Genomic DNA, 25821 nt, shown 5'->3' with positions numbered 1-25821 from the left:
TCAGTTGCTCCCAGTCGGCGCCAGCGCATGCGGCGCCAGACGGTCGAGGAAAAGGGTGGCGGCCAGGAGGTCGGCGGCGCCCCCCGGCGAGGCGTTGAGGGCGAGCATGTCGCGATCGAGCAGGCGCAGCTGGCGACGACCGGCGAGGCTGGCGGCACCACCGGCTTCGAGCACGGCGCGGGCACCGTCCTGCATGCGGGTCAGCCCTTCAAGACCGGCGCGGTGCAGCACGCAGGTGTCGGTCAGGCTGCTCATGATCGCCAGCAATGCATCGAGCCTGGCGTTCTGCTCGCCGGCGCCGGCATGGCGACTGGCCAGCAGCTGCGGCAAGCCGTGCTCGATGACCGCGGGGAAGCCCTGCTGCGCCTGCTCGCGGGCGCCGAGCACGCCGTAGCGACGGCAGACCCGCGCGCCGTGGCTGTCCGGGTTGTGCGGCGCGGCCGGGTCGTCCAGCCGCGCCAGGGCGGCCGCGCTGGCGGCGATCCCGCCGGCCGAAGCGCCGCTTTCCAGCATGGCTGCCGCGCTGAGCAGCCCCAGCGCCCAGATCGCGCCGCGATGGGTGTTGACCCCGGCGGTGACGCGCAGCATTTCCGCTTCGCCGTCGCGGCCCAGCTGGCCGAGGGTTTCACGCAGCGCCTGGCTGACCCGACCTTCGAGCCGCGCCGCATCGGCCATGGCGGCGAAGGCCGGCCACAGCGACTGCGCCGAGGCGTGCATCAGCCCCAGGTGCAGGTCCTGATGGGCGCCGCTGCCGCGTCGGTCGACCAGCCCCGGCTTGGGCGACAGCTCGGCCTCGTCGATCAACGCCTGCACCGCCAGATCGGCCAGGCGCTCGGCCGCGGACGGCGCCCGTCGTGCAATGAGTGCGCTCATCACCAGCTCCTGAACTTGGCAGGCGGGTTGTAGAGGCCGCCGGACCACTCCACCAGCTCGGCGATGCTCTTGGCGGCGAGCAGCTCGCGGCTGGCGTCGTTGCGGCGGATGCCGAGGTCTTCCGGCAGGGCGACCAGGCCTTCGCGGCGCATGCGCTCGGTGTCCTTCGGGTTGTGCCGCAGGCCGATGCTGGTGACGCCGGCCACCGCAGCGATCATCGCCTGGCGTTCCTCCAGCGAGCGCGCCTTATACAGGTAGGCGATGCCTTCCTCGGTGAGCAGATGGGTGACGTCGTCGCCGTAGATCATGATCGGCGCCAGCGGCATGCCGCTCTTCTTCGCCACCTCTACCGCGTCGAGCTGCTCGACGATGGTGGGTTTGCCGCCTTCCTGGAAGGTCTCGACCATCTGCACCACGAGCTTCTTGCCGCGCTCGAGCATGGTCACCGGGGCTTCGCCGCCGGGCATGGCCATGTCCAGCCAGGCCGGAGTCGGGTGGCGGCGACCGCGCGGGTCGTGGCCCATGTTCGGCGCACCGCCGAAACCGGCCAGGCGGCCGCGGGTCACGGTGGAGGAATGGCCGTCGCCATCGACCTGCAGGGTGGCGCCGATGAACAGGTCCACCGCGTACTGCCCGGCCAGCTGGCACATCATGCGATTGGAGCGCATCGAGCCGTCGCGGCCGGTGAAGAACACGTCCGGGCGCTGGGCGATGTAGTTCTCCATGCCCAGCTCGGTGCCGAAGCAGTGCACGCTTTCCACCCAGCCGGTCTCGATCGCCGGGATCAGCGTCGGGTGCGGGTTGAGCGTCCAGTTGCGGCAGATCTTGCCCTTCAGGCCGAGGGATTCGCCGTAGGTCGGCAGGATCAGCTCGATGGCGGCGGTGTTGAAACCGATGCCGTGGTTGAGCGACTGCACGTTGTGTTTTTCGTAGATGCCGCGGATCGCCATCATCGCCATCAGCACGTGCACCGGCTTGATGTGGCGTGGGTCGCGGGTGAACAGCGGCTCGATGTAGAACGGCTTGTCCGCCACCACGACGAAATCGACCCAGCTCGCCGGGATGTCCACGCGCGGCAGCTCGTCGACGATCTCGTTGACCTGGACGATGACGATGCCGTCGCTGAAGGCGGTCGGCTCGACCAGCGCTGGGGTGTCTTCGGTGCTGGGGCCGGTGTAGATGTTGCCGTGACGATCCGCCTGGAAGCCGGCCACCAGCGCGACGTTGGGGATCAGGTCCACCAATAGCCGCGAATAGAGTTCGATGTAGGTGTGGATGGCGCCGACTTCCAGCAGCCCGTCTTCGAGCAGCTGGCTGATGCGCAGGCTCTGCGGTCCGGCAAAGGAGAAGTCGAGCTTGCGCGCGATCTGCCGTTCGAACAGGTCCAGGTGCTCGGCGCGGCTGACACTCGGCATGATCATGTGCAGGTCATGCAGCTTGCCGGGGTCGGCCTTGGCCAGCGAGCGGGAGAGGAAGTCCGCCTGCTTCTGGTTGTTGCCCTCGAGCACCACGCGATCACCGGGGGCGATCAGCAGTTCCAGGGCCTCGACGATCCGCTCGCTGGGCAGCACCACGCCATCGGCGAGGCGCTGCACCTGATCGAGACGACGGGCTTTCTCAGCGCGACGACGCGACCACTGCGGCGGTGGGGAGATTGTTGTTGTCATGCTGACTCCACAGTATTTCCGCTTGTGGAACGCACAGTAGGGAGGTGGCCTAGAGGTCATCAATCAAGCTGGACAGCGGACCGTTACGCTGGTCGTAACGTTTCACGCATTAGAGCGGTCGCCTATAGCAGGTATGCACGGGAGGAAGATGCAGGGCGATCCGCCAAGTACAGAGACCTACAGCCAACCCAGCGTGACACCAGCCAGCAGCAGGTATCGCCCGCCCTTGGCCAGAGTCACCAGGAATAAGAAGCTCCAGAGCGGTTCGCGCAAGGTGCCAGCGACCACGGTCAGCGGGTCGCCAATGATCGGCACCCAGCTCAGCAATAACGACCAACGCCCGTAGCGATGGTAACGTCGCTGCGCGCGTTCGAGCTGTTGATCGCTCACCGGAAACCAGCGCTTGTGGCGCAACCGCTCGACCGACCGCCCCAGGAGCCAGTTGACCAGCGAGCCCAGGACGTTGCCCACCGTTGCGACCAGCAGCAGCGCCGCGGCCGGCTGTGATCCATGAAGCAGCAGCCCGACCAGTACGGCTTCGGATTGCGCGGGCACAAGTGTCGCCGCGGCGAAGGCGGCACCGAACAGGCCGAGATAGGCGGAAAGGTCGAGCATGCTGATATACGGAACGTCGGACTCAGGTAGCGCCAGCGGCGATAGAAGCAGAAGCCGTAAGAGAAATCTGGCAGGCTGCACGGCATTGGCGACGCGCATCGCACGGTAACAGAGGATTGGATGGAAGGCAGATTGATCTACCTCATCGGCCCCTCCGGCTCGGGCAAGGACAGTGTCCTCGACGCCGCGCGCGAGGCCTTGGCCGAACGCGGCGTGCGGGTTGCCCGGCGCGTTATCACGCGCTCGGCCGAAGCCGTGGGTGAATCAGCCGAGGCCGTGACTCATGATGAGTTCGATCGCCTGGAGCGCAGCGGGGCTTTTGCCATGAGCTGGCGCGCGAACGAGTTGGCCTATGGCATCCCAATCCAGATCGCGCAATGGCTGGCCGCCGGTGAGGATGTGCTGGTCAACGGCTCGCGTGGCTATCTGGAACAGGCGCGCCAGCGCTATCCGGGCCTGCTCGCCGTGCTGCTGCGCGTACAGCCGGATGTGTTGCGCCAGCGCCTGCTCAAGCGCAACCGGGAAACGCCCGAGCAGATCGAGGCCCGGCTGGCACGCAACGCGCGTTTCGAAGACTCGCTGGAAGGTGTCGTCACGCTCGACAACTCAGGCGACATCCAAGCGACCGTAGATCGCCTGCTCAAGCTTATCGACCGTTAACGCCCTGGCTGCGACCGAAATCCCGGCACGCCGGTAGGCCTGTCCACCCGGGCGGCCGGCTGAGTGCAATTGAGGTCGCGGAAGGGTTGGTCATTGAGCCGCTCCCAGCCATGCCCCGGCGAGGTCTGCCGGCAGATCACGGTGCCGTCGGCCTTGCTCTGCCACTGGTAGTAAGGCGCCGGGCCAGCCGCGGCTAACAGGGGAACGGTGAGGCTGATCGCGAGGAGTGCGGCGCGCATGGTTCGGGCTTCGAAGACGAGTTGGGCCACTCTAGCCGTATCGGCTCATAGCGCAAGAGCGGCTGGTCGGGGATTAATCACTGTGCTTGTGCGCATATACGGGATTCGGAACATGGATGATTACCAGCGGGACCCGACACACCGCGACGCGCTGATCGCCAGCAAGCTGGCTCCTACAGGAAAGGACTGTGCTGTTTCTTTTCGCGATCGCGAGTTGTCCAGCTCCGTACTGCACGCCGCGTTGCATCAACCGAAGGCAATCATGCCGAGGATACATACCAGACCGTTTCGGCCTCACGCATGAAGATTTCCACGGTTTTCGGCCCGATGCCTTCAAACTCGGCCAGCCGCTTTTCCAGCTCCTTGCGGTCCCGGCTCTGCTCGCGGATGTTGCCGAGCTTGCCGTCATAGTCGTCGTTGAGCTTGTTGCACAGCTTGAGCAACCGGTCGGCCGTGGACTCGTCGTAGCGCACATAGCGACCCTCGCCGAGCATGCTCACCAACGCGCGCCGGCTGCAGTGACCGAGTTTCCCAGGTGTGTCGCGCTTGTGCTTGACGACGATGACGCGATAGGCCTCGGCGGCAATGCTCTGCTGGATGCGCTTGCCGAACAGGAAGCTGGCGATAAACCACTTGAACAGCTCACCTTCGCCCTGGTTGATGTCGATCCCCAGTGATTTCGCGCTGATTTCATGAGCCATCTGGGTGTACCTCGCGGTCGGCGGGCTGCTCCCATTGCGACGCCAGCCAAGCGGGCGGGTTCGCCGGGCTTGGCTGCAATAGGCAAAAAACCGCTCATCGAAACAGCGTCCATGAGCGGTTTTATGCCGCTCACGTCGCCGCGCTACCTCAAATCAATCGAGACAGAGCCATTGCAAGTGATGGCACGGCTCGTGCTATACCCCAACTGCCCGATGCGAAGACTACGACAAGAAAAGCCGCACAGCGCTCTTTGCTTCCCACGTTTGGAAGCGTTCACGCCGCCGTCTCCCTTTTCTTGTCCACCTGCCGCCTGGCTGCAGGGGTCGTGTATCGTCAGTTCTGCGAAACCAATAACAACGAAACGGAGAGACACCATGAGATTGAGCAAACGCTTCAGCCTGTTCGCTGCCGCAGCGGCCTTTACCGCCAGCACTGCAGCGGTCGCGGCACCGACCTTCATCAACATCCTCACGGGCGGCACCAGCGGTGTGTACTACCCGATCGGGGTGGCCATCTCCCAGCTGTACAGCAAGGGCATCGAGGGCTCGAAGACTTCCGTGCAGGCGACCAAGGCGTCCGTCGAGAACCTCAACCTCCTGCAGGCCGGCCGTGGCGAGCTGGGCTTCGCCCTCGGTGACTCGGTTGCCGATGGCTGGAATGGCGTGGAAGACGCTGGCTTCAAGGCGCCGCTGAAGAAGCTGCGCGCCATTGGCGGGGCCTACCCGAACTACATCCAGATCGTCGCCAGCCAGGAATCGGGCATCAAGACGCTCGCCGATCTGAAGGGCAAATCCATTTCCGTCGGCGCGCCGAAGTCCGGCACCGAGCTCAACGCTCGCGCCATCCTCAAAGCGGCTGGCCTGAGCTACGAGGACATGGGCAAGGTCGAGTACCTGCCGTTCGCCGAGTCCGTCGAGCTGATCAAGAACCGCCAGCTGGACGCCACCCTGCAGTCGGCCGGTCTGGGCATGGCTGCCATCCGCGACCTGGCCTCGACCATGCCGCTGAACTACGTGGAAATCCCCGAAGACGTGGTCGCCAAGATCAATAACCCGGCCTACCAGGCCGCGAAGATCCCGGCAGGCACCTATGACGGCCAGGAAGCTGACGTACCGACCGTAGCGATCACCAACATCCTGGTGACCCACGAGGGTGTGTCCGATGACGTGGCTTATCAGATGACCAAGCTGCTGTTCGACAACCTCGAGCAGCTGGGCAAGGCTCATTCGGCCGCCAAGGACATCAAACTGGAAGGCGCCGCCAAGGATCTGCCGATCCCGCTGCACCCGGGCGCTGAGCGCTTCTACAAGGAAGCCGGGGCACTCTGACCCCGAGCCGGGCTGCGCTATCGCAGCCCACCCGGCGGGTGCCAGACCTGGCACCCGCTACTTGATCCGACCGACCTGAAGAGGCGCTAGTAAAACCAGCGTGCGTGCACGGCAGGTTTTGTTAGCGGCTCTCCGCGACCACGCTTATTGCTCGAGGCATTCCATGAGCGAGTTACAACAAGAACAAGGTTTGACAGGCAGCACGGCCGAGTGGCCAAAGGCACTGTTCTACGTCGCGCTGCTGTTTTCCGTCTACCAGATCATCATGGCCGCGTTTCATCCGGTGTCCAGCCAGGTGCTGCGTGCGGGCCACGTCGGCTTCCTGTTGATGCTGGTGTTCCTCAGCTTTCCGGCCCGCGGCAACGGCAAGCCATGGCAGCCCCTGGCCTGGGTTCTGGCCCTGGCAGGCATGGGCACGGCGTTTTATCAATGGTATTTCGAGGGCGACCTTATCCAGCGCTCCGGTGATCTGACGACGCTGGACTTCTATGTGGGCATCGCGCTGATCGTGCTGGTGTTCGAGGCCGCCCGCCGCGTCATGGGCATCGCGCTGCCGATCATTTGCGCGCTATTCCTCGCCTACGGGCTGCTCGGCCAGTATCTGCCGGGCGATCTGGCGCACCGCGGTTATGACATCGACCAACTCGTCAACCAGCTGGCCTATGGCACCGAGGGTCTCTACGGTACGCCGACCTATGTTTCGGCCACCTACATCTTCCTGTTCATCCTGTTCGGCGCCTTTCTCGAACAGGCTGGCATGATCAAGCTGTTCACTGACTTCGCCATGGGCCTGTTCGGGCACAAGTTGGGCGGCCCGGCCAAGGTATCCGTAGTGTCTTCTGCGCTGATGGGCACCATCACCGGGTCAGGCGTAGCCAACGTGGTCACCACTGGCCAGTTCACCATTCCGCTCATGAAGCGCTTCGGCTACCGTCCGGCCTTCGCCGGCGGCGTGGAGGCAACCTCCTCGATGGGCAGCCAGATGATGCCGCCGGTGATGGGCGCCGTGGCGTTCATCATGGCGGAAACCATCAATGTGCCCTTCTTCGAGGTCGCCAAAGCGGCGCTGATTCCCGCCCTCCTGTACTTCGGCTCAGTGTTCTGGATGGTGCACCTGGAAGCCAAGCGCGCCGACCTCAAGGGTCTGCCCAAGAACGAATGCCCGAGTGCCTGGGCCGCGGTGAAAGAGCGCTGGTTCCTGTTGATCCCTCTGGCGGTGCTGGTTTACCTGCTGTTCTCCGGCCGTACGCCGCTGTTCTCCGGGATGATTGGCCTGGCGTTGACGGCCATCGTCATCCTTGGCTCGGCAATCATCCTGCGAGTGTCATCGTTCGCTCTGCGCATGGCGTTCTGGATTGCACTGGGTGTGCTTTGCGCCGGGTTCTTCCAGCTCGGCATCGGCGTGATCTTCGGCGTTATCGCCGCATTGGTGGTGGCTTGCTGGTTCGTCAAAGGCGGCCGCGACACCCTGGTGATCTGCCTGCACGCACTGGTCGAAGGCGCGCGTCACGCCGTTCCGGTGGGCATCGCATGTACGCTGGTCGGTGTCATCATCGGCGTGGTATCGCTGACAGGCGTGGCCTCTACGTTTGCCGGCTACATCCTGGCGGTTGGCGAGAACAATCTGTTCCTCTCGCTGATCCTGACCATGCTGACCTGTTTGGTGCTGGGCATGGGTATCCCGACCATCCCCAACTACATCATCACCAGTTCGATCGCTGCACCCGCGCTGCTGGACCTGGGCGTGCCGCTGATCGTCTCGCACATGTTCGTCTTCTACTTCGGGATCCTCGCCGACCTGACGCCACCGGTCGCATTGGCCTGCTTCGCCGCCGCGCCGATTGCCAAGGAGCGTGGGCTGAAGATCAGCTTCTGGGCGGTGCGCATCGCCGTTGCCGGCTTCGTGGTGCCCTTCATGGCGGTGTACAACCCCTCGCTGATGCTGCAGGGAGATAGCCTTTGGATGACGCTCTACATGATCGTCAAGGCAACCTTCGCCATTGGCCTCTGGGGCATCGCCTCGATCGGCTACCTGCAGCGCCCGCTCGCCTGGTGGGAGCGGCTGCTCGGCTTCGCCGCCGGCACTACGCTGATCATGGCGCTGCCGATCACCGACGAGATCGGCTTCGGCATCGGCATCCTGCTGCTGGCGCAACACATCGTGCGGGCCCGCCGGGCCGGCCCGGTACTGGCGTGATCGGTCTTTGCTTGGGACTGGCTGGGGCGGTGTGGGCGCAAGTGCCCACACAGGACTTCACCCTGGCCTGGAACCACACCATCGAGAAGATCCGCTGGGAAGAAGATTACCGCGTGACGCCGGACGGGCTGCTGCTCGGCGAAGCGCGGGTCAAGGGTTCAGGTGCCGGGATGGAAATTCCGGATGACGCCGAACTGCGTGACGGGGCCTGGCACTACCAGCGCCAGATGCCGCCGTTGCAACCGCTGCGTGTGGGGCGAACCCCCGAAGCAGGGGATTACCAACTGTGTTTTGACCAGCGTTGCCACGCCTTGAGCGAATGGCTGGGCCCGCCACAAGCGGCCCAGCCCGCGCTGGAACTCTGGAGCTGCGCCGCCTCGGCGGCCGGTTCTTCCTGATTCGCCGACGCATGGCCGCGCAACACAGCGGAGCGCATGCGCCAGACGCACCAATCAGAAGTCGTAGGTCAGCGTCGCCATCACGTTTCGCGCTTCGCCGTAGTAGCACTGGTTGAGGCTGTTGCAGGCGGCGACGTATTTCTCATCGGTCAGGTTATTCAGGTTCAGGCGTACGCCCAGACCCTCCATGCCGACCCGCGACAAGTCGTAGCCGAGCATGGCGTCATACAGCGTGTATGCCGGGATGCGTAGCGTGTTTTCCGCATCTACCCAGCTCTTGCCGAAGTAGCGCGCGCCGCCGCCAATCTGCAGCCCAGCCAATGGCCCGGTGTGCAAGGTGTAGTCAGCCCACAGCGACGCCATGTTGCGCGCGACAGCATTGGGTGTATTGCCGCGGTTGTTGACCCCTGCGGTGCCGACGTAGTCCTTGCTGTACTCAACGTCCATGTAGGTGTAGCTGGCCAGGACATTGACGTTGTCGGCCGGCGCAAAGCGGGCTTCCAGTTCGACACCGCGCGATGTGATCTCACCGACCGAGCGGAAAAAGCTCTCGTTGGAATCCTTGCTCGACAGGTTGGATTGCTTCAGGTCGAACAGCGAGATCGTATAGAGATCATCCGTGCCGAGCGGCTGGTATTTCAGGCCGACCTCGAACTGTTCACCCTCGGTGGGATCGAGCAGGGTGATGTCGTAAGCGCCTGTGCCCGAGTCGTAGTTGTAGGCACCAGTCGCGTTCGGGTTGAAGGACTCGGAGTAGCTGGCATAGGGCGACAGGCCATTGTCGAACGCATAGAGCACGCCAACGCGACCGGTGAACTGTTCAAGCTTGGACTGATCCGCCTGGTCGCCATACATCGACTCGGTCTGCTCGAAGGAAACGTCTACCCAGTCCTGCCGCGCACCCAAAGAGAAGCGCCAGTTGCCGAGGCTGATCAGATCCTGCAGGTACAGGCCGGTCTGCTCCAGTTCGCGCAATTCGTCGTACTGGTGGTAGACCGCCAGGCTGCTCGGGTTGGCGACGCCGGTGTAGGGGTTGATCGTGCCGATGCCGGTGGCCCCGTTGTAGTCCACCTTTGCCTTGCGCCGCTGGTAGTCCAGCCCGGTAACCAAGGTGTGGCTCAGGGCGCCGGTGTCAAAAAGAAACTGCAGCTGGTTGTCCAAGGTCCAGGCGTGCAACACCTCATCGGCACCGGTGTAATAGCGCACCAGTTCGTCCTGCGTGGCGTAGCCGTACTGGTAGACCTGGCCGGATTCGACCGTCGAATCGAGGTACTGGAAGTTCTGTCGCGCCGACACCACGTCATTGAACCGGTGCTCGAGCTGGTAGCCGATCATCTGCTGGTCGCGCTCGAACTTCTCATAATGCTCGTCACCTTCGAAGAAGCTGCGCGAAATGCGCTGGCCATTGTGCGAGGTTACGGTGCCGTCCGCCGGCAGGCCGCCGTGATAGCCGCTTTCCGGGTCGTGCTGGAGCATGGCCTGAAGCGTGAGACGGGTATCCTGGGTCACGTCGATGCTTAGCGATGGCATCAGGGCGTAGCGCTTTTCCTCGACGCCATCGACCTGGTTATCAGCATCCTTGACCACACCGACGAGGCGGTACGCGATGCGCTCATCTAGCGGGCCGGTCAGGTCGAAGCCGATCTGCTTGTAATCCTCGCTGCCGTAGGACAACTGAATCTGCCGGCTCGCCTCGTGCTGGGGCTTCTTGGTCGTCATAGCCACCAGACCACCCGGTAGGCTGCGGCCGTAGAGCACCGACGACGGGCCTTTGAGAATGTCGATGCGCTCGACGAAATAGGGGTCGACCTGCAGGCTGCTATAGGTGCCGCTGTCGCCGAGCAGCTTCTGACCGTCGAGGTAGAGGTTGTCGACCGAGCCGTCAGTGATGCCGCGCATAGCCACGTAGTCATAGCGAGTCGTGGCACCGTACGGCGTGCTCATCAATCCCGGTGTGTAGCGCACGGCCTGGGCGATGGAGCGCGAGCCCTGGTCTTCGATCTGCTGCCGGGTAACGACGGAGACGGTTTGCGACGTTTCAGCCAGCGGCATGCTGGTCTTGGTCGCCACACTGCTGTGCGTCGCGGCGTAGCCTTCCATCTCGCCGAGTGCATTACCTAGGGCGAAGCCTTCGACCACCATCGGCTTGAGTTCAACGGCGCCACTTTGTCCGGCGGCTGGCGCCGGTTCCAGAGAATAGGTGCCACGCGCATCGCGTACCGCCTGCAGGCCGCTGCCCTGGAGCAGCGCCTCGAAGCCTTCCTGCACGCCGTACTGGCCTTGCACGCCGGACGTTTCACGCCCTTCGACAAGGCGGCCCTCGACCGACAACAGGACTCCCGCCTCGCCGGCGAAGCGGCTCAAAGCGGTCGACAGTGCGCCGGCAGGAACGTCGTAGTGGCGCAGGCCTTGCTCGCTGGCGACCTGGGCGAGCGCCACCGGCACGGCGCTAAGGGTTGCCAGCGGCAGGCAGAGCAGCGCGGCGCGAATCGAGCGGGACAGGGTGTTGCGGCGAAGCGGCAAGGCATGGGGACGCATGAAGACTCCTTTTGCTGAAGCAAAACGGTGATCGATGCGTCTATGCCCCGCGAGTGCAGCAAAAGGGGAACTGCCGATGCGATTTTTTTTCATCGCATCGCCTCAAGCCGACAATGGCTCCAGGGTGACCCACCAGGGCAGCAGCCGGTTGACGCGCAACCGCAGGGTACCGGCCAGGGCTTCGAGAACGCGGTCGGTGTCCGCCAGCGGATATGCCCCTACTACGCGCAAGCCGGCGATGCGCGGGTCGCAGCCCAGATAGCCCTGGCGGTATCGACCTAACTCCAGCAGGAAGTCGTCGAGCCGCCGGTTGTCGGCCAGCAGGACGCCACGCGCCCAGGCCTGGCGACCGGTCTGCACCGGCTCGGACAGGCCGAGCGCATCGGCGCTGAACGAGACCTGCCGACCCTCGACGATGCGGTGCGCTATACCCTGCCCGCCCGGCCAGACCGTCAGCTGACCCGCGAACACGCTGAGCTGGGTTTGGCCCGCCTGCTGCTGCACCGAGAACTGCGTGGCCACGACCGCCTCGAGATGCCCTTCGGCCGTGTGCAAGCGCAACGGCGCCGTCAGGGCAGGTGCCTCGACGAGCAGCTCGCCGCGATACAGCCGCACCTCGGTACCCACGCCGCCCGAGCTGAGATCTGCCGCGCTATCGGTGTTCAACCAGATCCGGGTGCCGTCGCTCAGCGGCCATTCGCGCACCTCACCGACCAGGGTGCGCTGGTCGGCCGTCCAGCGGCGCCAGGGCAACGCCCCGCCCGTCAACGCGAGCAACGCGCCGCCACCCAGGACTGAAAGCGCCTTGAGCGCCTGCCTTCGGCTCGGCGCGCGGCGTTGCAACAGTGCAGTCGCATCAGGTGCGAAGGGGTCCCGCGCCAACGGCACGAAGCCAGCACTGATGCGTTCGACGCATTGCCACGCCCGTTCATGCTCCGCCACGTTCATCCATGCACGCCAAGCGCGGCGATCGGCCTCGCTGACATGGTCGGCCTGGAGCACCGAAAACCAATGCGCGGCAGCCTGCAGTGTGGCGTAGTCCCGGCTCATGCCTCGTCTTCCAGCAGCAGGCATTGCAGCATGGCCTGGGCCATGTATTTCTTCACCATCCGGTCGGACACGCCCAGCTCTGCCGCGATCGCCGCGTAGGTCAGGCCGTACAACTGCGAAAGCAAGAAGGCCTGGCGTACCCGCGGCGGCATTGCCTGGAGCATGGCGTCTACTCGCAGCAACGTCTCGATGACCTGGGCCTGGGATTCAGCCGACGGCGCGACCGCTTCCGGCTGGAGCGCCATCGCGTCCAGGTAGGCCTGTTCGATGTCCCGGCGCCGCCAGTGGTTGATCAGCAGCCCTCGGGCGATGGTGTGCAAGTACGCCCGCGGTTCACGGACGGCGTCTAGGCTTCCGTCCTTGGTCAGCACGCGGACGAAAGTATCCTGCGCCAGGTCCGCGGCCCGCTGGCTGCAGCCCAACTGCCGACGCAACCAGCCGTTGAGCCAGCCTTGGTGGTCGACATAGAGCTGATGCAGGAATTGTTGCCGAAGCGTGCCTGAGCTCGCCATGATGGTTCCGTCTGCGTTGAGATGCTAATGCTAACGCTTCTCATCAACGAAACGCTATGGTCCGCTGACCTCGACGCGCCCAGATTTCGTCTAGGCTGAGATTATTTCGCCGAGGAACGTACCGATGAAAAATGCACTGCCCTTCGTCTGCTTGGCCACGTTGGCCCTGCCCGTCCAAGCGGCGGAGATGCTGCCGGGGCTCTGGGAATTTTCCAGTGAAGAGATGGAGGTCGATGGCATGCAGATGCCCGGCATGGCCGAAATGCTCGAGCAAATGAAGGGACTGCCGCCGGAACAGCAGGAAATGATGAAGAAGATGCTTGCCGAGCAAGGTCTTGCGGTCAGCGAGACGGGGGTGCGGATGTGCCTCAGTGAGGCTCAAATCGAAGCACGTGAACTCCCTTTTCAGGATGAACCGGGATGCACCCAGACGATTTCGGACGCCTCAGGCGATCGGTGGCGCTTCAGCTTCGAATGTCCCGACGCCAAGGGCAGCGGCGAGACCCACCTGATCAGCGAACGAGAAGTGCGCAGCACCATCGAAAGTGAATATCAGGTTGGAGATCAACGCGGCACCAGCCGCATGGCGTCCCACGGCCGTTGGCTTAGCGAGGACTGCGGCACGCTGAAGCCGCGCTCCTGAGGTTCCACGTGGAACCGCTCAAGGCACTTCGCCTTCCCATGTGCCGCCATTGGTTTGGGTGCAGGCAGGCGCGAGAAAACGAGCATCGGTCGCCACGCCGTAATAGTGGATGTCCTGTCGATAAGGCATGTTCGACACTTGCGCGTCGCGGCACACACCGAAGGCACCGTCGGGACATTGCTCGACGAACCGGACCTCGACCTCCTGCCCCTTGAGGGCTGGCTGGCAGAAACCGGACCGGAACAGCTCGGAAGGAATGCTGCGGTTCTCCTGGCACACTTCGACTTCGACCCGGTCGTCCTGACTGTGCACGACGCACCCTTCAGCCAGCGCCTGGCCCGTAACCGCCAACAACACGACACATAGGAAACGCAACACCTTCATCCTCCTCTGCTGACGTGCGACTCTAGCATGCAGCCCGACCCTGACCTATCGACCACGCACATGCTTCAGCAGATTCCGACCCACCTGATTACCGGCCCCCTCGGCGCCGGCAAGACTAGCCTGATCCGCGCATTGTTGCGCCAGAAGCCGGCCGATGAGCACTGGGCCGTCCTGGTCAATGAATTCGGGCAGATAGGCCTGGATGCGGCGCTGTTAACCACCGATGACGCCTCGGTCAGCCTTGCCGAAATCGCCGGTGGCTGCCTCTGCTGCGTCAATGGCGTGCCCTTCCAGGTGGGGCTGAACCGCCTGCTGCGCAAGGCACACCCAGACCGCTTGCTGATCGAACCGTCCGGCCTGGGCCATCCTGTGGACCTGTTGGCACAGCTGGCGGCGGCACCCTGGCAGACCGTACTGAACCTGCAACCCGCCGTCGCTGTGCTCGATGCTGCGGCACTGGCGGCCGGCGAGCCTTTGCCGGACAGCCAGGCACAGGCCCTGCCACACTGTGGGCTGCTGGTCATGAACAAGAGCGAGGCGCTTGATGTTGCCCGACGGGAACAATTGGCGGCGCAACTGCCGGCGCGCCCGCTCCACTGGACTCATCACGGACAGCTCGACCTGGCTGCGTTGCCCGGGATAGCCCACCGCGCTCGATACCACGAGGCCGCCGCGCCCTTACCCGACGCGCCTTCACCACCCCATAGCCTTTGGCTGGACCCAACCCGCCCCATTTGCCAGGCCCAGGGCAACGCAGACGGTTGGAGCATTGGTTGGCGCTGGCACCCGAGCCAGCGCTTCGACCCACAACTCGTTGCGGACTGGCTCGCCAGCATGCCCTGGCGCCGCGCGAAGCTGATCCTGCAAACACCCGAGGGAGGGCGTTCGGCCAATGCGGTTGGCGGCCAGGCATTGGCTTTCATGCCCAGCGAGTGGCGCAAGGATTCACGGATGGAATTGATCTTCGACGAGGCTCAGGACGAGACGAGACTGAGCGCGGCTCTGGTGGCCTGCCGGTGCTAGCGTGCTATTCGCCGCGACGTCGCCATTCGTCAAGCTGAATGACCCGACCCTGATCTTCGCGCGGGTGGAAGGGATGGGCTTCCATTTCGATGGGCCCTGGGCGCCCGCCGAACATGACGATACTCCCTTGATGCCGCTGCTCGCCGGTCACGGTGAATTCGAAACCATAGACGCGCGCCAGGCGGCGTTGTTGGCGGGCATCACGGAGCAAGCGGATGCGTCGGAACGCGACGTTACCGTCCAGCAGTTCAACATCCTGCGCTTTGCAGTGCCGGCGGACCGCTACCAAGGCGCGCTCGCGGATGCCGTGCGAATGCCACAACCACGCCACGGCCGTCATCAGCAACAGAAAGAGGAACAGGTTGCCCAGGGTAATCAACGGTGGCCTCCATGACGCGAAGTGACCGGCATCGTCAGCTCTCCAGCCAGACGTCGCGCACCCAATGCCAGACCGTTTCCCAGCTTTCGTCAGTGAGTTCGTGTTCGGTGCCATCAAAGAGCGTTACTTCACCTTCCAGGTCGACCACGTAATAATCCGGCCCGTCCTGGCAGATCGGCAGCAGGTCGCGCGGGACCCCGGCGTCCCAGGCATTGGCGGCGACTTCGGGCAGGTAGGTGTGAGACTGTGGGTCGGTCGCAGTCACCGGCTCGAGGCGGCCGTACACCACGTCGCTGACCAGCAGCAGAAACTCGCGCAAGCCGTACGGCAAGTTGATCAGCAACTCTTCCTCGACCTCGACCAACCGGTCGTCGTCAGGCAATTCCAGTGGCACCGGCACCGACTCGTTGAGCTCACGCAGTTGCTCGATCACCTCTTCCATGCAGCCCCCTTCGCCAGTCGCCAGAAAATGCGCCGTTTATACAAGCCATCGCATTGGCGAGCCAGTCTTAGTCGCGCTAAAGTGACCGGCACCCGCAAAACGGCAACACTGCCGCGTTATCCGTAAGCCACCCACCTCGACCTGTGGCCCACGATAGCGATCGCAATCGGTGCCCGCTCGCCATATCCGGCCCGTTCGGGCTCCACAGGAGTTCCATTGGCATCCACCGAAGAACGCAAGCTCGCCGACGCCATCGCACAGTGTGGCGATGAACCCATCCACATCCCCGGTAGCATCCAGCCTCACGGTTTCCTGTTGGCGCTCAGTGAGCCCGAACTGGCGATCGTTCAGGCCAGCGAGAACGTGGAACAGTGGCTCGGCGTGACCGCTGAAAGTTTGCTGGGCCGCCGGCTGCCGGACCTGATCTGCGACTGCGGCTTTTCGGAGCGCCTGGCGGCGCTGGCCGAGGATGACCACAACCCCTTCCACCTGAGCGACATCAGCTTTCGCCTGGACAACGGAGCCAATCACCTCCCGCTGGCGCTGATGGCACATCGCTTCAAAGGCAAGCTGATAGTCGAGTTCGAGGCGGCTGGCAGTTCCGGCGCCGCCTACGACAACCTCTACCCGCTGATGCGGACCTTCGTGGTGCAGCTGCAAGAAGCACAGGAGCTGGACTACATCTGTGCGTTGGCGGTTCGCGAGGTCAAGCGAATCACCGGTTTTGGACGGGTCAAGGCCTACCGCTTCGACGAGCAGGGCAACGGTCTGGTGCTCGCCGAAGAAGCCGATGAAGGTTACCCGCAGTATCTGGGGCTCTGTTTTCCCGCCTCGGACATCCCACCGCAGGCCCGACAGCTGTACTGCAGCAACCTCGTTCGTGTCATCCAGGACGCCAATTACCAGCCATCTCCTATCGTTCCGGCAGTCAATCCTGACGGCCAACCGTTGGACTTGAGCTTTGCCTCCCTGCGCAGCGTGTCGCCCGTGCACCTGCAATACATGCGCAACATGGGCACCCTGGCCTCGATGTCCGTCTCCATCGTCATCCAGGGCAAGCTCTGGGGCCTGATTTCATGCCATGACGCAGCGCCGCGCGCCGTGTCCTATCAAACCCGCACCGCCTGCGAGTTGCTCGCGCGAATCCTCTCGCTGCAAATCGAAGCCAAGGAAACCGCTGCGCTCGCCCAGCGCAAGCTCGAACTGCGCCGGCAAATCGTCGAGTTGCTGTCGAGCATGGCCGACCGCGACAGCGTGGTCGAAGGGTTCCTCGGCCAGCCGCAGGTGGTGCTGGACTTCGCCAACGCCAGCGGCGGCGCGATCATTTCGGGTGAGCGCTACGAAACCGTTGGCGAAACCCCACCTTCCGCGCTGCTGACACGCCTGACCCAATGGCTCGCGCATCAGGATGAGATGCAGGTATTCAGCAGCAACAACGTTGGCCGTGACGTACCGGCCATCCCAGAGCTGGCCAAGCACTGTGCCGGCGTGCTGGCGATCCCGATATCGCGTTTGCATCCGCACTACCTGATCTGGTTCCGCCGCGAGCAGGTCAAGACGGTCAACTGGGCGGGCCAGCCGGAAAAACGCATCGATCAGGTGCGCGGCAGCCTGTCACCACGCAACAGCTTCGAAAGCTGGCAGGAAACCCTGCGGGGCTTCGCCGAACCCTGGCAATCCATCGAGATCGAGGGCGCACTGGAACTGCGCACCGCGGTGCTTGGCATCGTGTTGCGCAAAGCCGAAGAAATGGCCCAGCTGGCTGGCGAGCTCCGCGAGAGTAACAAGGAGCTCGAGTCGTTCTCTTACAGCGTGTCCCATGATCTACGCGCACCCTTGCGGCACATCGCCGGGTACGCGGAGCTGCTCGGCGAACTCGAGGGCAGCAAGCTCAGCGACCGCGGCCTGCGATTTCTCGACAACATTGGAGACGCCGCCCGCTTCGCCGGCACGCTGGTCGATAATCTGCTGAGCTTCTCCCAGATGGGGCGTGCGGCGCTGCGGCTGTCAGATGTCAATCTGGCTGCGCTGGTCGAGTCCATCCGTCAGGAAATGGCACCCGATTGCGAGGGCCGACAGATAGAATGGCGCATCCACCCAATGCCTGTGGTGATCGCCGATGCCGCGTTCATCCACATGGCGCTGCGCAATCTCATATCCAACGCCATCAAATACAGCCGTAAACGCGAGCAGGCGATCATCGAGATCGGCGCCGAAGAGCGCGCCGAAGAAGTCATCGTCTACGTGCGCGACAACGGCGTCGGTTTCAACATGCAATACGCCAACAAGCTCTTCGGGGTCTTCCAGCGGCTGCATCGCATGGAGGAATTCGAGGGCACCGGTATCGGGTTGGCAAGCGTACGCCGGATCATCGAGCGACACGATGGTCAGGTCTGGGCGGACGGCCAGGTCGGCCACGGCGCGACCTTCTTCTTCTCACTGCCCACGCTCAGTTACGCATCCTCTCTTTAGTACCGGATTCGCTCATGCTCAAACCCATCCTGCTGGTAGAAGACAACCCTCATGACCTCGAGCTGACCCTTGTCGCGCTCGAGCGCAGCCAGCTGGCCAACGATGTGATCATCATGCGTGATGGCGCCGAGGCCCTCGATTACCTGCTACGCCGCAACGATTACAGCAAACGGGCCGATGGAAATCCGGCCGTTTTGCTGCTCGACCTGAAACTGCCCAAGGTCGATGGCCTTGAAGTCCTGAAGACGATTCGCGAGACGCCCGATCTGCGTGCGATCCCTGTGGTGATGCTGACCTCATCGCGCGAAGAACCGGACCTGGCGAAAGCGTATGAGCTCGGGGTGAACGCTTACGTTGTAAAACCGGTCGAATTCCGGGATTTCGTTGCCGCCATCTCTGACCTGGGCGTCTTCTGGGCGGTGCTCAACGAGCCGCCACCCGGGTCGTTACGCCTGCAACGCCATCGTCGTGAACGCAAGTCGGATGAAGAGCCGAGCTGATAGCCAGGCGCGTCTCACGACTCCTCTCTAGCTGTACTCCAGACAGGATGGTTATGCCGGCGACAACTCAGATCAGCGTCCTGTTCATCGAAGACAGCCCGCACGATGCCGAACTCGCACTCGTCACGCTCGAGCGTAGCGGCTATCAGATCGATGCCGAAGTGGTGTTCGACCACGCTGGCGTTAGCGAGGCTTTGCAGCGCCGCCGCTTCGACCTGATTCTCTCCGATTACATCCTGCCCGGCTATTCCGGCAGCCAGGCCCTGCAGGAAGCACGGCAGCTCGCGCCGGAGACGCCCTTCATCTTCCTCTCCGGCGTGTTTGGTGAAGAGCACGCCGTCAACATGATGCGCTCGGGTGCGATCGACTACGTGCTCAAGCAGAACCTCAAGTTCCTGCCCAAAGCGGTCGAACGCGCGTTGAGCGAAGTTCAGGAGCGTCTCGGCCGTCTGCGTGCCGAGGAAACGCTGCGCGAGGTAGAGGTGCGAGCACGCCTGGCCATCGATGCAGCGGGCATGGGCATGTGGGACTACGAGCCCCAGGCCGGCCGCCTGCTGCTCGACCGGCGCTGCCGCGCCATGCTCGGGATCGGTGCCGACGCGCCGGTAGACCTGCGCACGCTCGAATTGCTTTGCCACCCCGATGACATTGGCTATCTGCGCCAGCGCGTACGCGAGGCGGCTGGCACCGAAAGCGACCGCGAATTCACCGTGGACTACCGCATTCGTCTCGACGACGGCCAGGTTCGCTGGATCGAAACCCGCGGCCAAGGCTTCTTCGAGAACGGCCAATGCCGACGCTTCATTGGCGTTGTGATGGACATTACCGAGCAGAAGCTGGCTACCGAAGCGCTCAAACGTCTCAACGAAACGCTTGGCGAGCGCGTCGAGGAGCGGACCCGTGAGCGCGACAGGACCTGGGAACTCTCACGCGACCTCCTGGCGGTTACGCGCTTCGACACCACGGTGGTGGCGTTGAACCCGGTCTGGGAAGATACGCTCGGCTGGCCCCGCGAGGACTTGCTGGGCACCACGCTCTGGACACTGGTCCATCCCGATGACCAGCGCGCCACCGTCGAGGAAACCGCGCGTATCCGCCAGGGCAACTTTACCGATCGCTTCGTCAACCGCATGCAGCACCGCGACGGCACCTATCGCTGGCTGTCATGGACGGCCGTGCCCGACGCCGGGATGATCTACGCCGCCGGCCGCGACATCACCAGCGAGATCGCCGCCGTGGACCGCCTGGCCGCGGCCAACCGCGAGCTGGTCGAGCAGATCAAGGAACGCGAGCGAATCGAGGCCACCCTGCAGCAGATGCAGCGCCTGGAAGCCGTCGGCCAGCTCACCGCCGGTGTCGCCCATGACTTCAACAATCTGCTCACCGTGATCCTTACCAGTGCCAGCTTTCTGCGCAACGACCTGCAGACCGGCGCACCGCTTGCCAAGGCGCTGAACCGCCTGCAGTACATCCAGGAATCGGGCGAGCGCGGCGCCACGCTGACCGGCCAGCTGCTGGCCTTTGCCCGCCGCCAACAATTGGCACCCAAGGCGGTGGATCTCAACGACACGCTGGTCGGGCTGCTCAGCCTGTTGCACAGCACACTGGGCGGCTCGGTGACCATCGAAACCGACACCCGCGCCGGCCTCTGGCACGCCCTCGTCGACCCAACGCAGATCGAGATGATCATCCTCAACCTGGCGATCAATGCACGCGACGCAATGGGCTCCGGCGGCTGCCTGACGTTGAGCACGAACAACGCGGTCATTACCGCCCCGCCGCTACGCGCTGAAGAGCCCGGCCCGGGGGAGTACGTCGAGCTGGCGGTGCGGGATACGGGTACCGGGATGAGCGACGAGGTGTTGCAAAAGGCATTCGAGCCCTTCTTCACCACCAAGGAAGTCGGCAAGGGCTCCGGCCTTGGCCTGGCGCAGGTCTTCGGGTTCGCCAAACAGTCTGGAGGCGGTGCGCGCATCGAAACTGAACTGGGTGTCGGCACGACCGTGAAGGTCTATCTCCCGCGGGTTACCGAACCGGTCCAGGCCAGCGGAGCGCCAGAGGATGACCAGCGACCGCTGCTGGCCGATGCGTCCAACACCGTCCTGCTGGTGGATGACGACCATAACGTGCGCGAAGTGACTGCCCAGATGCTGCGCAACCTCGGCTATGCCGTCATCGAGGCTGACAGTGGCCGCAAGGTGCTCGAATTATTGGAGCAAGGCACCAACCCGGACCTTCTGCTTGCCGACTTTGCGATGCCGGGCATGAATGGCGGCGAGCTTGCCCGCGCCGTGTTGTCGCGCTACCCGAAGCTGCCTGTGGTGTTCATCACTGGCTATGCCGAGCTCGGCGAACTGGGGATGGGCAGCACGACCATCATCCAGAAACCGTTCCGCGAAGAGCAGCTTGCCCGCAAGCTCAGCATGGTCCTCAAAGAACACGTGCTGGCCTGATGCACGACTCGATCCGCCAGCGCCTGCGCGAGGCCACCGCCGCCCAGCACGAGCGCGTCGACGCTGCCTTCTCAGACTTCGATCTGGAGAGCCTGGAGGGCTATCGCGCTTTCCTGCAGGCGCACCTGCGCGTGGTCCGACCGTTGGAAACCGGGCTTGAAGAGGCTGGCATCACAGAGTGGATCGACGACTGGCCGAACCGCCAACGGCGCCATGCGCTGCTTGCTGATCTGGCCGATCTCGGCGGGTTGGGGCAGCTTCCAGATACGTCACTCAACATCCAGCCCTCCGCGGGCTGGTGCCTGGGCGCTTGTTACGTACTCGAAGGCTCGCGCCTGGGCGGCCGCCTGCTCGCACGGCGTGTGGCCAACGCCAACCCAACCGCGCCGCTGCGCTACCTGGCGCACACCGATACCAGCCCCTCGTGGCCCCGCTTCCTCGGGCAACTCGAACAACAGGCACGCCTGCAACCCTGGCAAGACGTACTGGCTGGCGCGAGCGCCTGCTTCGCGCTCTTCATCCGCCACGCCGCACCGAGCTCAGCGACTAGTACCGCCGCGTGCTGAGCAGTTCGCCAAGCACCCGATTCGTCACCCGGAAGGGTACCGACATGTGGTCTTCGCCAGCTTCGATCTGAAAATCGCTGCGCAGGCCGTATTGCGAGAGGTCCTGCAGGCGCAGCTGCAATGCGCGGACGTCCTGAATCTCCTGCGGCATTTCGCGATCACCCACCCACATCGTCAGGCTGCGGTGGATCAAGTCCAGCTCACCGGCGTGCGCCCGGCGGGTGAAGTCCCGTTCGTGCGCCAGCAGGTAGCGATCACGCCACCATAGACTCGGGCTGATCGCAACGACATGCTGGAAAAGCGCTGGCCGGGTGAACAAGGCGTAGATGCCGAACATGCCGCCAAAGCTGTGCCCGACCAGGCTGCGCTGGTCCTGATCGACCTTGAAGCGCGCGTCGACAGCTGGCATCAGGCGCTGCTCGATGAAGTCGAGAAACAGATCCTGGCCACCCTGGGGCGGCACGTTGCGCTCTGGCTCCTGGGGCGGCGACAGGTCGAAGGCACGGCGCTCGAAATCCAGCGGCGTGTCACTGGGATAGCCGATGCCAACCAGGATCGCACCGCGCAACGAATCCTGCGCCCGCTTTGCGGCATGGAATGCTGGAAAGTAGGCATTGGCATCGAGCAGGTAGATCACCGGAAAGCCGCCGGTGTAGGGCACTTCGCCCTCCGGCAGGCTGACCATGATGCGATATTCACGCCCTTCTGCGCTTTTCAGCGTCCATTGCTCGGTACCGTCGAGCGACACGGATTGGGGGGTTGCAGCCCCCGCGGCGCCCGCCAGTAGCAGGCACAGCAGCAACGTCATGGAACGGATCATATTCACGCCTCTCACCAGCGGTAGCTCAGGCTAGTGATGACGCTGCGCGCTTCACCGCGATAGCAGTAGCCGTCCTGGCAATTGATGTATTGCCTGTCGGTTAGGTTGCGCGCATTGAGCGCCACCCGGATGCCGTCCAGCTCGCCGCCAAAATCGTAGTGCACGCCAGCATCGAACAGCGTGTATGCGTCGCTTTTGGTGGAGTTCATGTTGTCGCCGTAAACGCTGCCGGTGTAGCGCGCGCCGGCGCCAACCCCAAGACCTGTCGGCAGCTTGTAGTCCAGCCAGATTGAAGCGAGGTGGCGCGGCACATCCTTCGGGTCGTTGCCTTCGTCGCCATCGTTGCTCTTGGTGATCTCTGGATCGTTGTAGCTGTAGCTCGCGGTCAGGTGCATCCGATCGTTGAGGTCGGCTACGGCTTCGAGCTCCAGCCCGCGTGAGACCTGTTCGCCGGTCTGCACGCTATCGAGCGGGTCCACCGGATCGCGAGTGACCACATTCTGCTGCGTCAAATGATAGAGCGAGGCAGTGAACAGGGCTCGCGTGCCAGGCGGCTGGTATTTGAGGCCGAACTCATATTGCCGACCCTCGGTAGGCTTGAAGGCCGCGCCGCTGGCGTTCGTGCCGCTCTGCGGAAGGAACGACTCGGCATAGCTGGCGTAGGGCGCCACGCCATTGTCGAACAGATACAGGGCGCCGAGCTGAAAGGTAGTAGCCGAATCGCTGCTCTTGGTATTGGTGTCGCTGAGGTTGTCGCTGTTTCGCACGTGTACCCAGTCGCGACGCGCCCCGACGGACAGCCGCCAGCGGTTGAGTTCCATTTGATCCTGAAGGTACACGCCACTGCGCTGGGTCAGGCTGTCCTGATCGGCCAGCTCATCGGTTGGCCTGGCGACCGGCTGGTGATAATCCGGCGCATTCATATCAATGGACGGTGCGAGACCCGAAGCATAGAGCACCGAGCCGTCGAACCACGTGTAGTCCCAACCACTGAGCAGGGTGTGCTGTAGCGCATTCGTGGCGAAGCGGCTTATCAGCCGGGTATCACTGCTCAGCGACGCCATGTCTTCGTACACACCCACCGCATAACGATCCATGACGCCATCAGTGATGATGCCATTGGGCTGCAGGTACTGGTTGATCGTGTCGATCTGACCGTAGCGCATGTTTTGCTGCAGGCTGAAGGTGTCGTTGAAGACGTGCTCGAACTCGTATCCGAGCGCCCATTGGCGTTGATCGAGCTTGTCGAAGTATTCGTCGCCCTGCCAGAAATCGGTAAGCCGGTCGCCCTCCTGATAGAGCATCGGCGAGGCTGCGGTTTCACGTTCCTGATAGTGGGCCAGCAGCGTCAGACGGGTGTCCGGGTCGATCTGCCAGCTCAGAGAGGGCGCGATCAACCGCACGTCGTTGTTCAGCTGCTCGATAGAATGTTCAGCGTCGCGGTAGACGCCGACGGCGCGAAACAGCACGTCGCCGTCTGTGTCCAGCTGGCCACCAAGGTCGAACTGACCTTGGCGGTGTTCATTATTCCCGCCCTGCAGTTCGAGCTCGTTGCGCGCCTCCAGGGTCGGCCGCTTGCTGACGCGGTTGACCATGCCGCCGGGGCTGATCTGTCCATAGAGCACCGAGGCCGGTCCCTTGAGTACTTCGATGCGCTCCAGCGTGTAAGCCTCAACACCATAAATTGACAGCCAACCGTTATAGGGCTGCCGCAGACCATCGAGGAAGTCAGCAGTCATGGTGGTGTCGAAGCCACGCACGCTGATGCTGTCAAAACGGGGATCGAGGCCCGAACTGCCGACACGCACACCCGCGGCATAGGCGACAGCGTCCTCGACTCGATCGACGTTGCGATCGGCGATTTGCTCAGCGGTCACCACGCTAATGCTCTGCGCGGTTTCGAGAATAGGGGTGTCGGTCTTGGTTGCGGTACTCGCGCTGGTCGCTACGTAGCCGTCGGCGGGTACGAAGGCACCGCGGGTCGCCGTCCCTTCGATAATCGCTGGCGTCAACTCCAGTGCCGCCCCAGCCGGGCGCTGGACGATCACGTAACCGGCGGACGTTTCCTGAGCAACGAGGCCGGTACCCTCGAGCAGCGCGGCCAGACCATCGGCGACCGATCTGCCGCCGACTGCGCCGGGGCTGTCCAATCCACGAACCTGTTCCGGCGAAAACGACAGTGTGATGCCTGCTCGCTCGGCGAAGAGATTCAGCGCCTGAGCCAAAGGCCCAGCGGGGATGGCCGGCGCGTCGGCCGCTATGCTCGGTGCAGCATATAGCGGCTGGCTGGCAACGCCGCCTATTAAAGAGAGTGCCAGGCAGATTGCGGCAGGCACGGTGCGGGGCTGGAAAGGTAGCGAGCGGGCGGGCATGACGTATTCCATTGAGAGTCGATACCGCCTTAACCGGATGGCACGCAAAAGTCCGCCAGTTTTTCGGTGCCCTCATGGGAGATAGTCAGGCCAGCGGTACAATGCGCACCCACCAGCGGGTGCGCTCGACGACGCGAACCGGCAAGAGGTGAGTGAGGTTTTCGAGCATTCGCTCGGGCGCATCCAGCCGGAACACGCCAGACAACCGAAGGTTGGCGACCGCCGGGTCGCAACCCAGCCAGCCTTGCCGATACCGACCAGCCTCGGCGAGAACGTCTGCCAAGCGCGCATCGTCGACCACTATCAGGCCCCGCGCCCACGCGAACGGGTCGATCGGGCCGCGCGCGATAACCGCAAGGCCGCTCTTAGTCGCCGCCGCGCTTTCGCCGGCACGCAGCGCCTTGGTACCAGCCGCTGTCGTGATCAGCACCTCACCCCGGCGGATATGGATCTCGCTGCGAGCGCCGCGCTCACGGAGTACTACGCTGGAGTCGGCACCGGTACAGGTGGCAAAACGGCAGCGAGCGCGCCAGCCCCGACCATCGATCAGCACCTCGCCAGCACGCAATTGCAGCGTGTTTCCTACCAAGTCAGCTGCACTGCCGGTGTTGAGCATGACGTGAGCGTCCGCTATGGCAAGTTGCTTGCGCTCGCCCGTGCCGGTGGCGTAATCGGCGCGCCAGTCCGACGAGCCCTGCGCGGCGAGCAGCGATGTGCCGCCAACCGTAACGCACCAACCCAAAACCTTGAGTGCTCGGCGTCGGCCGAGGTCAGCTTCTGCTCGCCTCAACAGCGGTATCGTGCGGTCCGGGTCGGGTAGACGATCAACCTGGAACAGCTCGCCCATCTGCTGCATCCGCTGCCAGGCAAGCTGATGCTGGTCATCTTTGAGGAGCCACGCTTGCAGTTCGCGTTGCAGCAGGTCGTCTGCACAGGCAGTCCGCATGCGCGATTGCCATTCGATGGCCTCACGCACGATCGGCTCCGG

At 63.7% G+C, this 25821-nt stretch carries 24 protein-coding genes; 10 read left to right on the top strand and 14 right to left on the bottom strand.

Annotation, left to right across the window (positions count from 1 at the left end; all coding sequences use genetic code 11):
- The 3 genes from KXR72_RS15155 to KXR72_RS15145 all read right to left on the bottom strand — a co-directional run bounded on the left by KXR72_RS15155 (window position 1) and on the right by KXR72_RS15145 (window position 3155).
- Window positions 1-873, bottom strand: a complete 873-nt coding sequence (locus KXR72_RS15155) for a triphosphoribosyl-dephospho-CoA synthase (RefSeq protein WP_437421913.1) — start codon at window positions 871-873, stop codon at window positions 1-3.
- Complete coding sequence (gene mdcA, locus KXR72_RS15150; protein WP_437421912.1) at window positions 873-2540, bottom strand: malonate decarboxylase subunit alpha; 1668 nt, start codon at window positions 2538-2540, stop codon at window positions 873-875. The genes KXR72_RS15155 and mdcA overlap by 1 nt, the downstream gene beginning before the upstream one ends.
- 177 nt (window positions 2541-2717) lie before the next feature.
- The gene (locus KXR72_RS15145; RefSeq protein WP_437421911.1) at window positions 2718-3155 is read right to left on the bottom strand and encodes a YqaA family protein; all 438 of its coding nucleotides are present in this window, start codon (window positions 3153-3155) and stop codon (window positions 2718-2720) included.
- Window positions 3156-3275: 120 nt separating this feature from the next.
- Between KXR72_RS15145 and phnN the strand changes: the two genes are divergently transcribed.
- Window positions 3276-3815, top strand: coding sequence for a phosphonate metabolism protein/1,5-bisphosphokinase (PRPP-forming) PhnN (phnN, locus tag KXR72_RS15140; RefSeq protein WP_437421910.1), 540 nt, complete (start codon window positions 3276-3278; stop codon window positions 3813-3815).
- Here phnN and KXR72_RS15135 read toward each other — a convergent pair.
- Both KXR72_RS15135 and KXR72_RS15130 read right to left on the bottom strand, forming a co-directional pair.
- Window positions 3812-4054, bottom strand: a complete 243-nt coding sequence (locus tag KXR72_RS15135; RefSeq protein WP_437421909.1) for a hypothetical protein — start codon at window positions 4052-4054, stop codon at window positions 3812-3814. The genes phnN and KXR72_RS15135 overlap by 4 nt on opposite strands.
- Before the next feature lie 260 nt (window positions 4055-4314).
- Window positions 4315-4755, bottom strand: a complete 441-nt coding sequence (locus tag KXR72_RS15130; protein WP_437421908.1) for a DNA methylase — start codon at window positions 4753-4755, stop codon at window positions 4315-4317.
- A gap of 375 nt (window positions 4756-5130) precedes the next feature.
- Between KXR72_RS15130 and KXR72_RS15125 the strand changes: the two genes are divergently transcribed.
- From KXR72_RS15125 to KXR72_RS15115, 3 genes are all read left to right on the top strand, one after another.
- Window positions 5131-6084 (top strand): TAXI family TRAP transporter solute-binding subunit, encoded by a 954-nt coding sequence (locus KXR72_RS15125; protein WP_437421907.1) that lies wholly within the window; start codon window positions 5131-5133, stop codon window positions 6082-6084.
- 163 nt (window positions 6085-6247) lie between these two features.
- Window positions 6248-8281, top strand: a complete 2034-nt coding sequence (locus KXR72_RS15120; RefSeq protein WP_437421906.1) for a TRAP transporter permease — start codon at window positions 6248-6250, stop codon at window positions 8279-8281.
- The gene (locus KXR72_RS15115) at window positions 8278-8679 is read left to right on the top strand and encodes a DUF1850 domain-containing protein (protein ID WP_437421905.1); all 402 of its coding nucleotides are present in this window, start codon (window positions 8278-8280) and stop codon (window positions 8677-8679) included. Before KXR72_RS15120 ends, KXR72_RS15115 begins: the two co-directional genes overlap by 4 nt.
- Before the next feature lie 54 nt (window positions 8680-8733).
- On the opposite strand, the gene KXR72_RS15110 is transcribed toward KXR72_RS15115, so the two are convergent.
- From KXR72_RS15110 to KXR72_RS15100, 3 genes are all read right to left on the bottom strand, one after another.
- Window positions 8734-11217 carry a TonB-dependent siderophore receptor gene (locus KXR72_RS15110; protein WP_437421904.1) on the bottom strand — a complete coding sequence of 828 codons (2484 nt, stop codon included), beginning with the start codon at window positions 11215-11217 and terminating at the stop codon, window positions 8734-8736.
- Between the two features lie 102 nt (window positions 11218-11319).
- The gene (locus KXR72_RS15105; RefSeq protein WP_437421903.1) at window positions 11320-12267 is read right to left on the bottom strand and encodes a FecR domain-containing protein; all 948 of its coding nucleotides are present in this window, start codon (window positions 12265-12267) and stop codon (window positions 11320-11322) included.
- Window positions 12264-12779 (bottom strand): sigma-70 family RNA polymerase sigma factor, encoded by a 516-nt coding sequence (locus KXR72_RS15100; protein WP_437421902.1) that lies wholly within the window; start codon window positions 12777-12779, stop codon window positions 12264-12266. The genes KXR72_RS15105 and KXR72_RS15100 overlap by 4 nt, the downstream gene beginning before the upstream one ends.
- A gap of 124 nt (window positions 12780-12903) precedes the next feature.
- On the opposite strand from KXR72_RS15100, the gene KXR72_RS15095 reads away from it, so the two are divergent.
- Window positions 12904-13422, top strand: coding sequence for a DUF3617 domain-containing protein (locus tag KXR72_RS15095; protein WP_437421901.1), 519 nt, complete (start codon window positions 12904-12906; stop codon window positions 13420-13422).
- Window positions 13423-13440: 18 nt separating this feature from the next.
- On the opposite strand, the gene KXR72_RS15090 is transcribed toward KXR72_RS15095, so the two are convergent.
- The gene (locus KXR72_RS15090; protein WP_437421900.1) at window positions 13441-13800 is read right to left on the bottom strand and encodes an NADH:ubiquinone oxidoreductase; all 360 of its coding nucleotides are present in this window, start codon (window positions 13798-13800) and stop codon (window positions 13441-13443) included.
- 66 nt (window positions 13801-13866) lie between these two features.
- Here KXR72_RS15090 and KXR72_RS15085 point away from each other — a divergent pair, with 66 nt between their 5' ends.
- Window positions 13867-14829, top strand: coding sequence for a CobW family GTP-binding protein (locus KXR72_RS15085; protein ID WP_437421899.1), 963 nt, complete (start codon window positions 13867-13869; stop codon window positions 14827-14829).
- Window positions 14830-14833: 4 nt separating this feature from the next.
- Here the strand turns inward: KXR72_RS15085 and KXR72_RS15080 are convergent, their stop codons facing one another.
- The gene (locus KXR72_RS15080) at window positions 14834-15208 is read right to left on the bottom strand and encodes a DUF3301 domain-containing protein (protein WP_437421898.1); all 375 of its coding nucleotides are present in this window, start codon (window positions 15206-15208) and stop codon (window positions 14834-14836) included.
- 34 nt (window positions 15209-15242) lie between these two features.
- Window positions 15243-15650, bottom strand: a complete 408-nt coding sequence (locus tag KXR72_RS15075) for an SMI1/KNR4 family protein (RefSeq protein WP_437421897.1) — start codon at window positions 15648-15650, stop codon at window positions 15243-15245.
- 216 nt (window positions 15651-15866) lie between these two features.
- Here KXR72_RS15075 and KXR72_RS15070 point away from each other — a divergent pair, with 216 nt between their 5' ends.
- The 4 genes from KXR72_RS15070 to KXR72_RS15055 are packed head-to-tail and all read left to right on the top strand — an operon-like array spanning window position 15867 to window position 21641.
- Window positions 15867-18122, top strand: coding sequence for an ATP-binding protein (locus tag KXR72_RS15070; RefSeq protein ID WP_437421896.1), 2256 nt, complete (start codon window positions 15867-15869; stop codon window positions 18120-18122).
- A gap of 14 nt (window positions 18123-18136) precedes the next feature.
- Window positions 18137-18622 (top strand): response regulator, encoded by a 486-nt coding sequence (locus tag KXR72_RS15065; protein WP_437421895.1) that lies wholly within the window; start codon window positions 18137-18139, stop codon window positions 18620-18622.
- 53 nt (window positions 18623-18675) lie between these two features.
- Window positions 18676-21075 carry a response regulator gene (locus KXR72_RS15060; RefSeq protein ID WP_437421894.1) on the top strand — a complete coding sequence of 800 codons (2400 nt, stop codon included), beginning with the start codon at window positions 18676-18678 and terminating at the stop codon, window positions 21073-21075.
- Window positions 21075-21641 (top strand): biliverdin-producing heme oxygenase, encoded by a 567-nt coding sequence (locus KXR72_RS15055; RefSeq protein ID WP_437421893.1) that lies wholly within the window; start codon window positions 21075-21077, stop codon window positions 21639-21641. Before KXR72_RS15060 ends, KXR72_RS15055 begins: the two co-directional genes overlap by 1 nt.
- On the opposite strand, the gene KXR72_RS15050 is transcribed toward KXR72_RS15055, so the two are convergent.
- The 3 genes from KXR72_RS15050 to KXR72_RS15040 form a co-directional block, all read right to left on the bottom strand.
- Window positions 21622-22461 carry an alpha/beta hydrolase gene (locus KXR72_RS15050; RefSeq protein WP_437421990.1) on the bottom strand — a complete coding sequence of 280 codons (840 nt, stop codon included), beginning with the start codon at window positions 22459-22461 and terminating at the stop codon, window positions 21622-21624. The two genes, KXR72_RS15055 and KXR72_RS15050, sit on opposite strands and share 20 nt — an antisense overlap.
- An 11-nt stretch (window positions 22462-22472) precedes the next feature.
- Entirely contained in the window at window positions 22473-24833 is a 2361-nt protein-coding gene (locus KXR72_RS15045) for a TonB-dependent siderophore receptor (RefSeq protein ID WP_437421892.1), read from the bottom strand.
- Between the two features lie 85 nt (window positions 24834-24918).
- Window positions 24919-25809 carry a DUF4880 domain-containing protein gene (locus KXR72_RS15040; RefSeq protein ID WP_437421891.1) on the bottom strand — a complete coding sequence of 297 codons (891 nt, stop codon included), beginning with the start codon at window positions 25807-25809 and terminating at the stop codon, window positions 24919-24921.
- Window positions 25810-25821: the final 12 nt, after the last annotated feature.

Source organism: Stutzerimonas chloritidismutans, assembly GCF_051486945.1.
GTDB lineage: Bacteria > Pseudomonadota > Gammaproteobacteria > Pseudomonadales > Pseudomonadaceae > Stutzerimonas > Stutzerimonas chloritidismutans_B.
Note: the sequence above shows the minus strand (reverse complement) of the source record. Positions and strands in the feature narration are given on the sequence as shown.

Excerpts from the sequence above, each read along its gene's own strand:
- KXR72_RS15055 (WP_437421893.1), top strand. The coding sequence starts at position 21,075 with ATGCACGACTCGATCCGCCAGCGCCTGCGCGAGGCCACCGCCGCCCAG.
- KXR72_RS15060 (WP_437421894.1), top strand. The coding sequence starts at position 18,676 with ATGCCGGCGACAACTCAGATCAGCGTCCTGTTCATCGAAGACAGCCCG.
- KXR72_RS15105 (WP_437421903.1), bottom strand. The coding sequence starts at position 12,267 with ATGAGCCGGGACTACGCCACACTGCAGGCTGCCGCGCATTGGTTTTCG.
- KXR72_RS15050 (WP_437421990.1), bottom strand. The coding sequence starts at position 22,461 with ATGATCCGTTCCATGACGTTGCTGCTGTGCCTGCTACTGGCGGGCGCC.
- KXR72_RS15125 (WP_437421907.1), top strand. The coding sequence starts at position 5,131 with ATGAGATTGAGCAAACGCTTCAGCCTGTTCGCTGCCGCAGCGGCCTTT.
- KXR72_RS15145 (WP_437421911.1), bottom strand. The coding sequence starts at position 3,155 with ATGCTCGACCTTTCCGCCTATCTCGGCCTGTTCGGTGCCGCCTTCGCC.
- KXR72_RS15095 (WP_437421901.1), top strand. The coding sequence starts at position 12,904 with ATGAAAAATGCACTGCCCTTCGTCTGCTTGGCCACGTTGGCCCTGCCC.
- KXR72_RS15075 (WP_437421897.1), bottom strand. The coding sequence starts at position 15,650 with ATGGAAGAGGTGATCGAGCAACTGCGTGAGCTCAACGAGTCGGTGCCG.
- KXR72_RS15110 (WP_437421904.1), bottom strand. The coding sequence starts at position 11,217 with ATGCGTCCCCATGCCTTGCCGCTTCGCCGCAACACCCTGTCCCGCTCG.
- KXR72_RS15135 (WP_437421909.1), bottom strand. The coding sequence starts at position 4,054 with ATGCGCGCCGCACTCCTCGCGATCAGCCTCACCGTTCCCCTGTTAGCC.
- KXR72_RS15065 (WP_437421895.1), top strand. The coding sequence starts at position 18,137 with ATGCTCAAACCCATCCTGCTGGTAGAAGACAACCCTCATGACCTCGAG.
- KXR72_RS15130 (WP_437421908.1), bottom strand. The coding sequence starts at position 4,755 with ATGGCTCATGAAATCAGCGCGAAATCACTGGGGATCGACATCAACCAG.
- KXR72_RS15120 (WP_437421906.1), top strand. The coding sequence starts at position 6,248 with ATGAGCGAGTTACAACAAGAACAAGGTTTGACAGGCAGCACGGCCGAG.
- KXR72_RS15085 (WP_437421899.1), top strand. The coding sequence starts at position 13,867 with ATGCTTCAGCAGATTCCGACCCACCTGATTACCGGCCCCCTCGGCGCC.
- KXR72_RS15155 (WP_437421913.1), bottom strand. The coding sequence starts at position 873 with ATGAGCGCACTCATTGCACGACGGGCGCCGTCCGCGGCCGAGCGCCTG.
- KXR72_RS15100 (WP_437421902.1), bottom strand. The coding sequence starts at position 12,779 with ATGGCGAGCTCAGGCACGCTTCGGCAACAATTCCTGCATCAGCTCTAT.
- phnN (WP_437421910.1), top strand. The coding sequence starts at position 3,276 with ATGGAAGGCAGATTGATCTACCTCATCGGCCCCTCCGGCTCGGGCAAG.
- KXR72_RS15045 (WP_437421892.1), bottom strand. The coding sequence starts at position 24,833 with ATGCCCGCCCGCTCGCTACCTTTCCAGCCCCGCACCGTGCCTGCCGCA.
- mdcA (WP_437421912.1), bottom strand. The coding sequence starts at position 2,540 with ATGACAACAACAATCTCCCCACCGCCGCAGTGGTCGCGTCGTCGCGCT.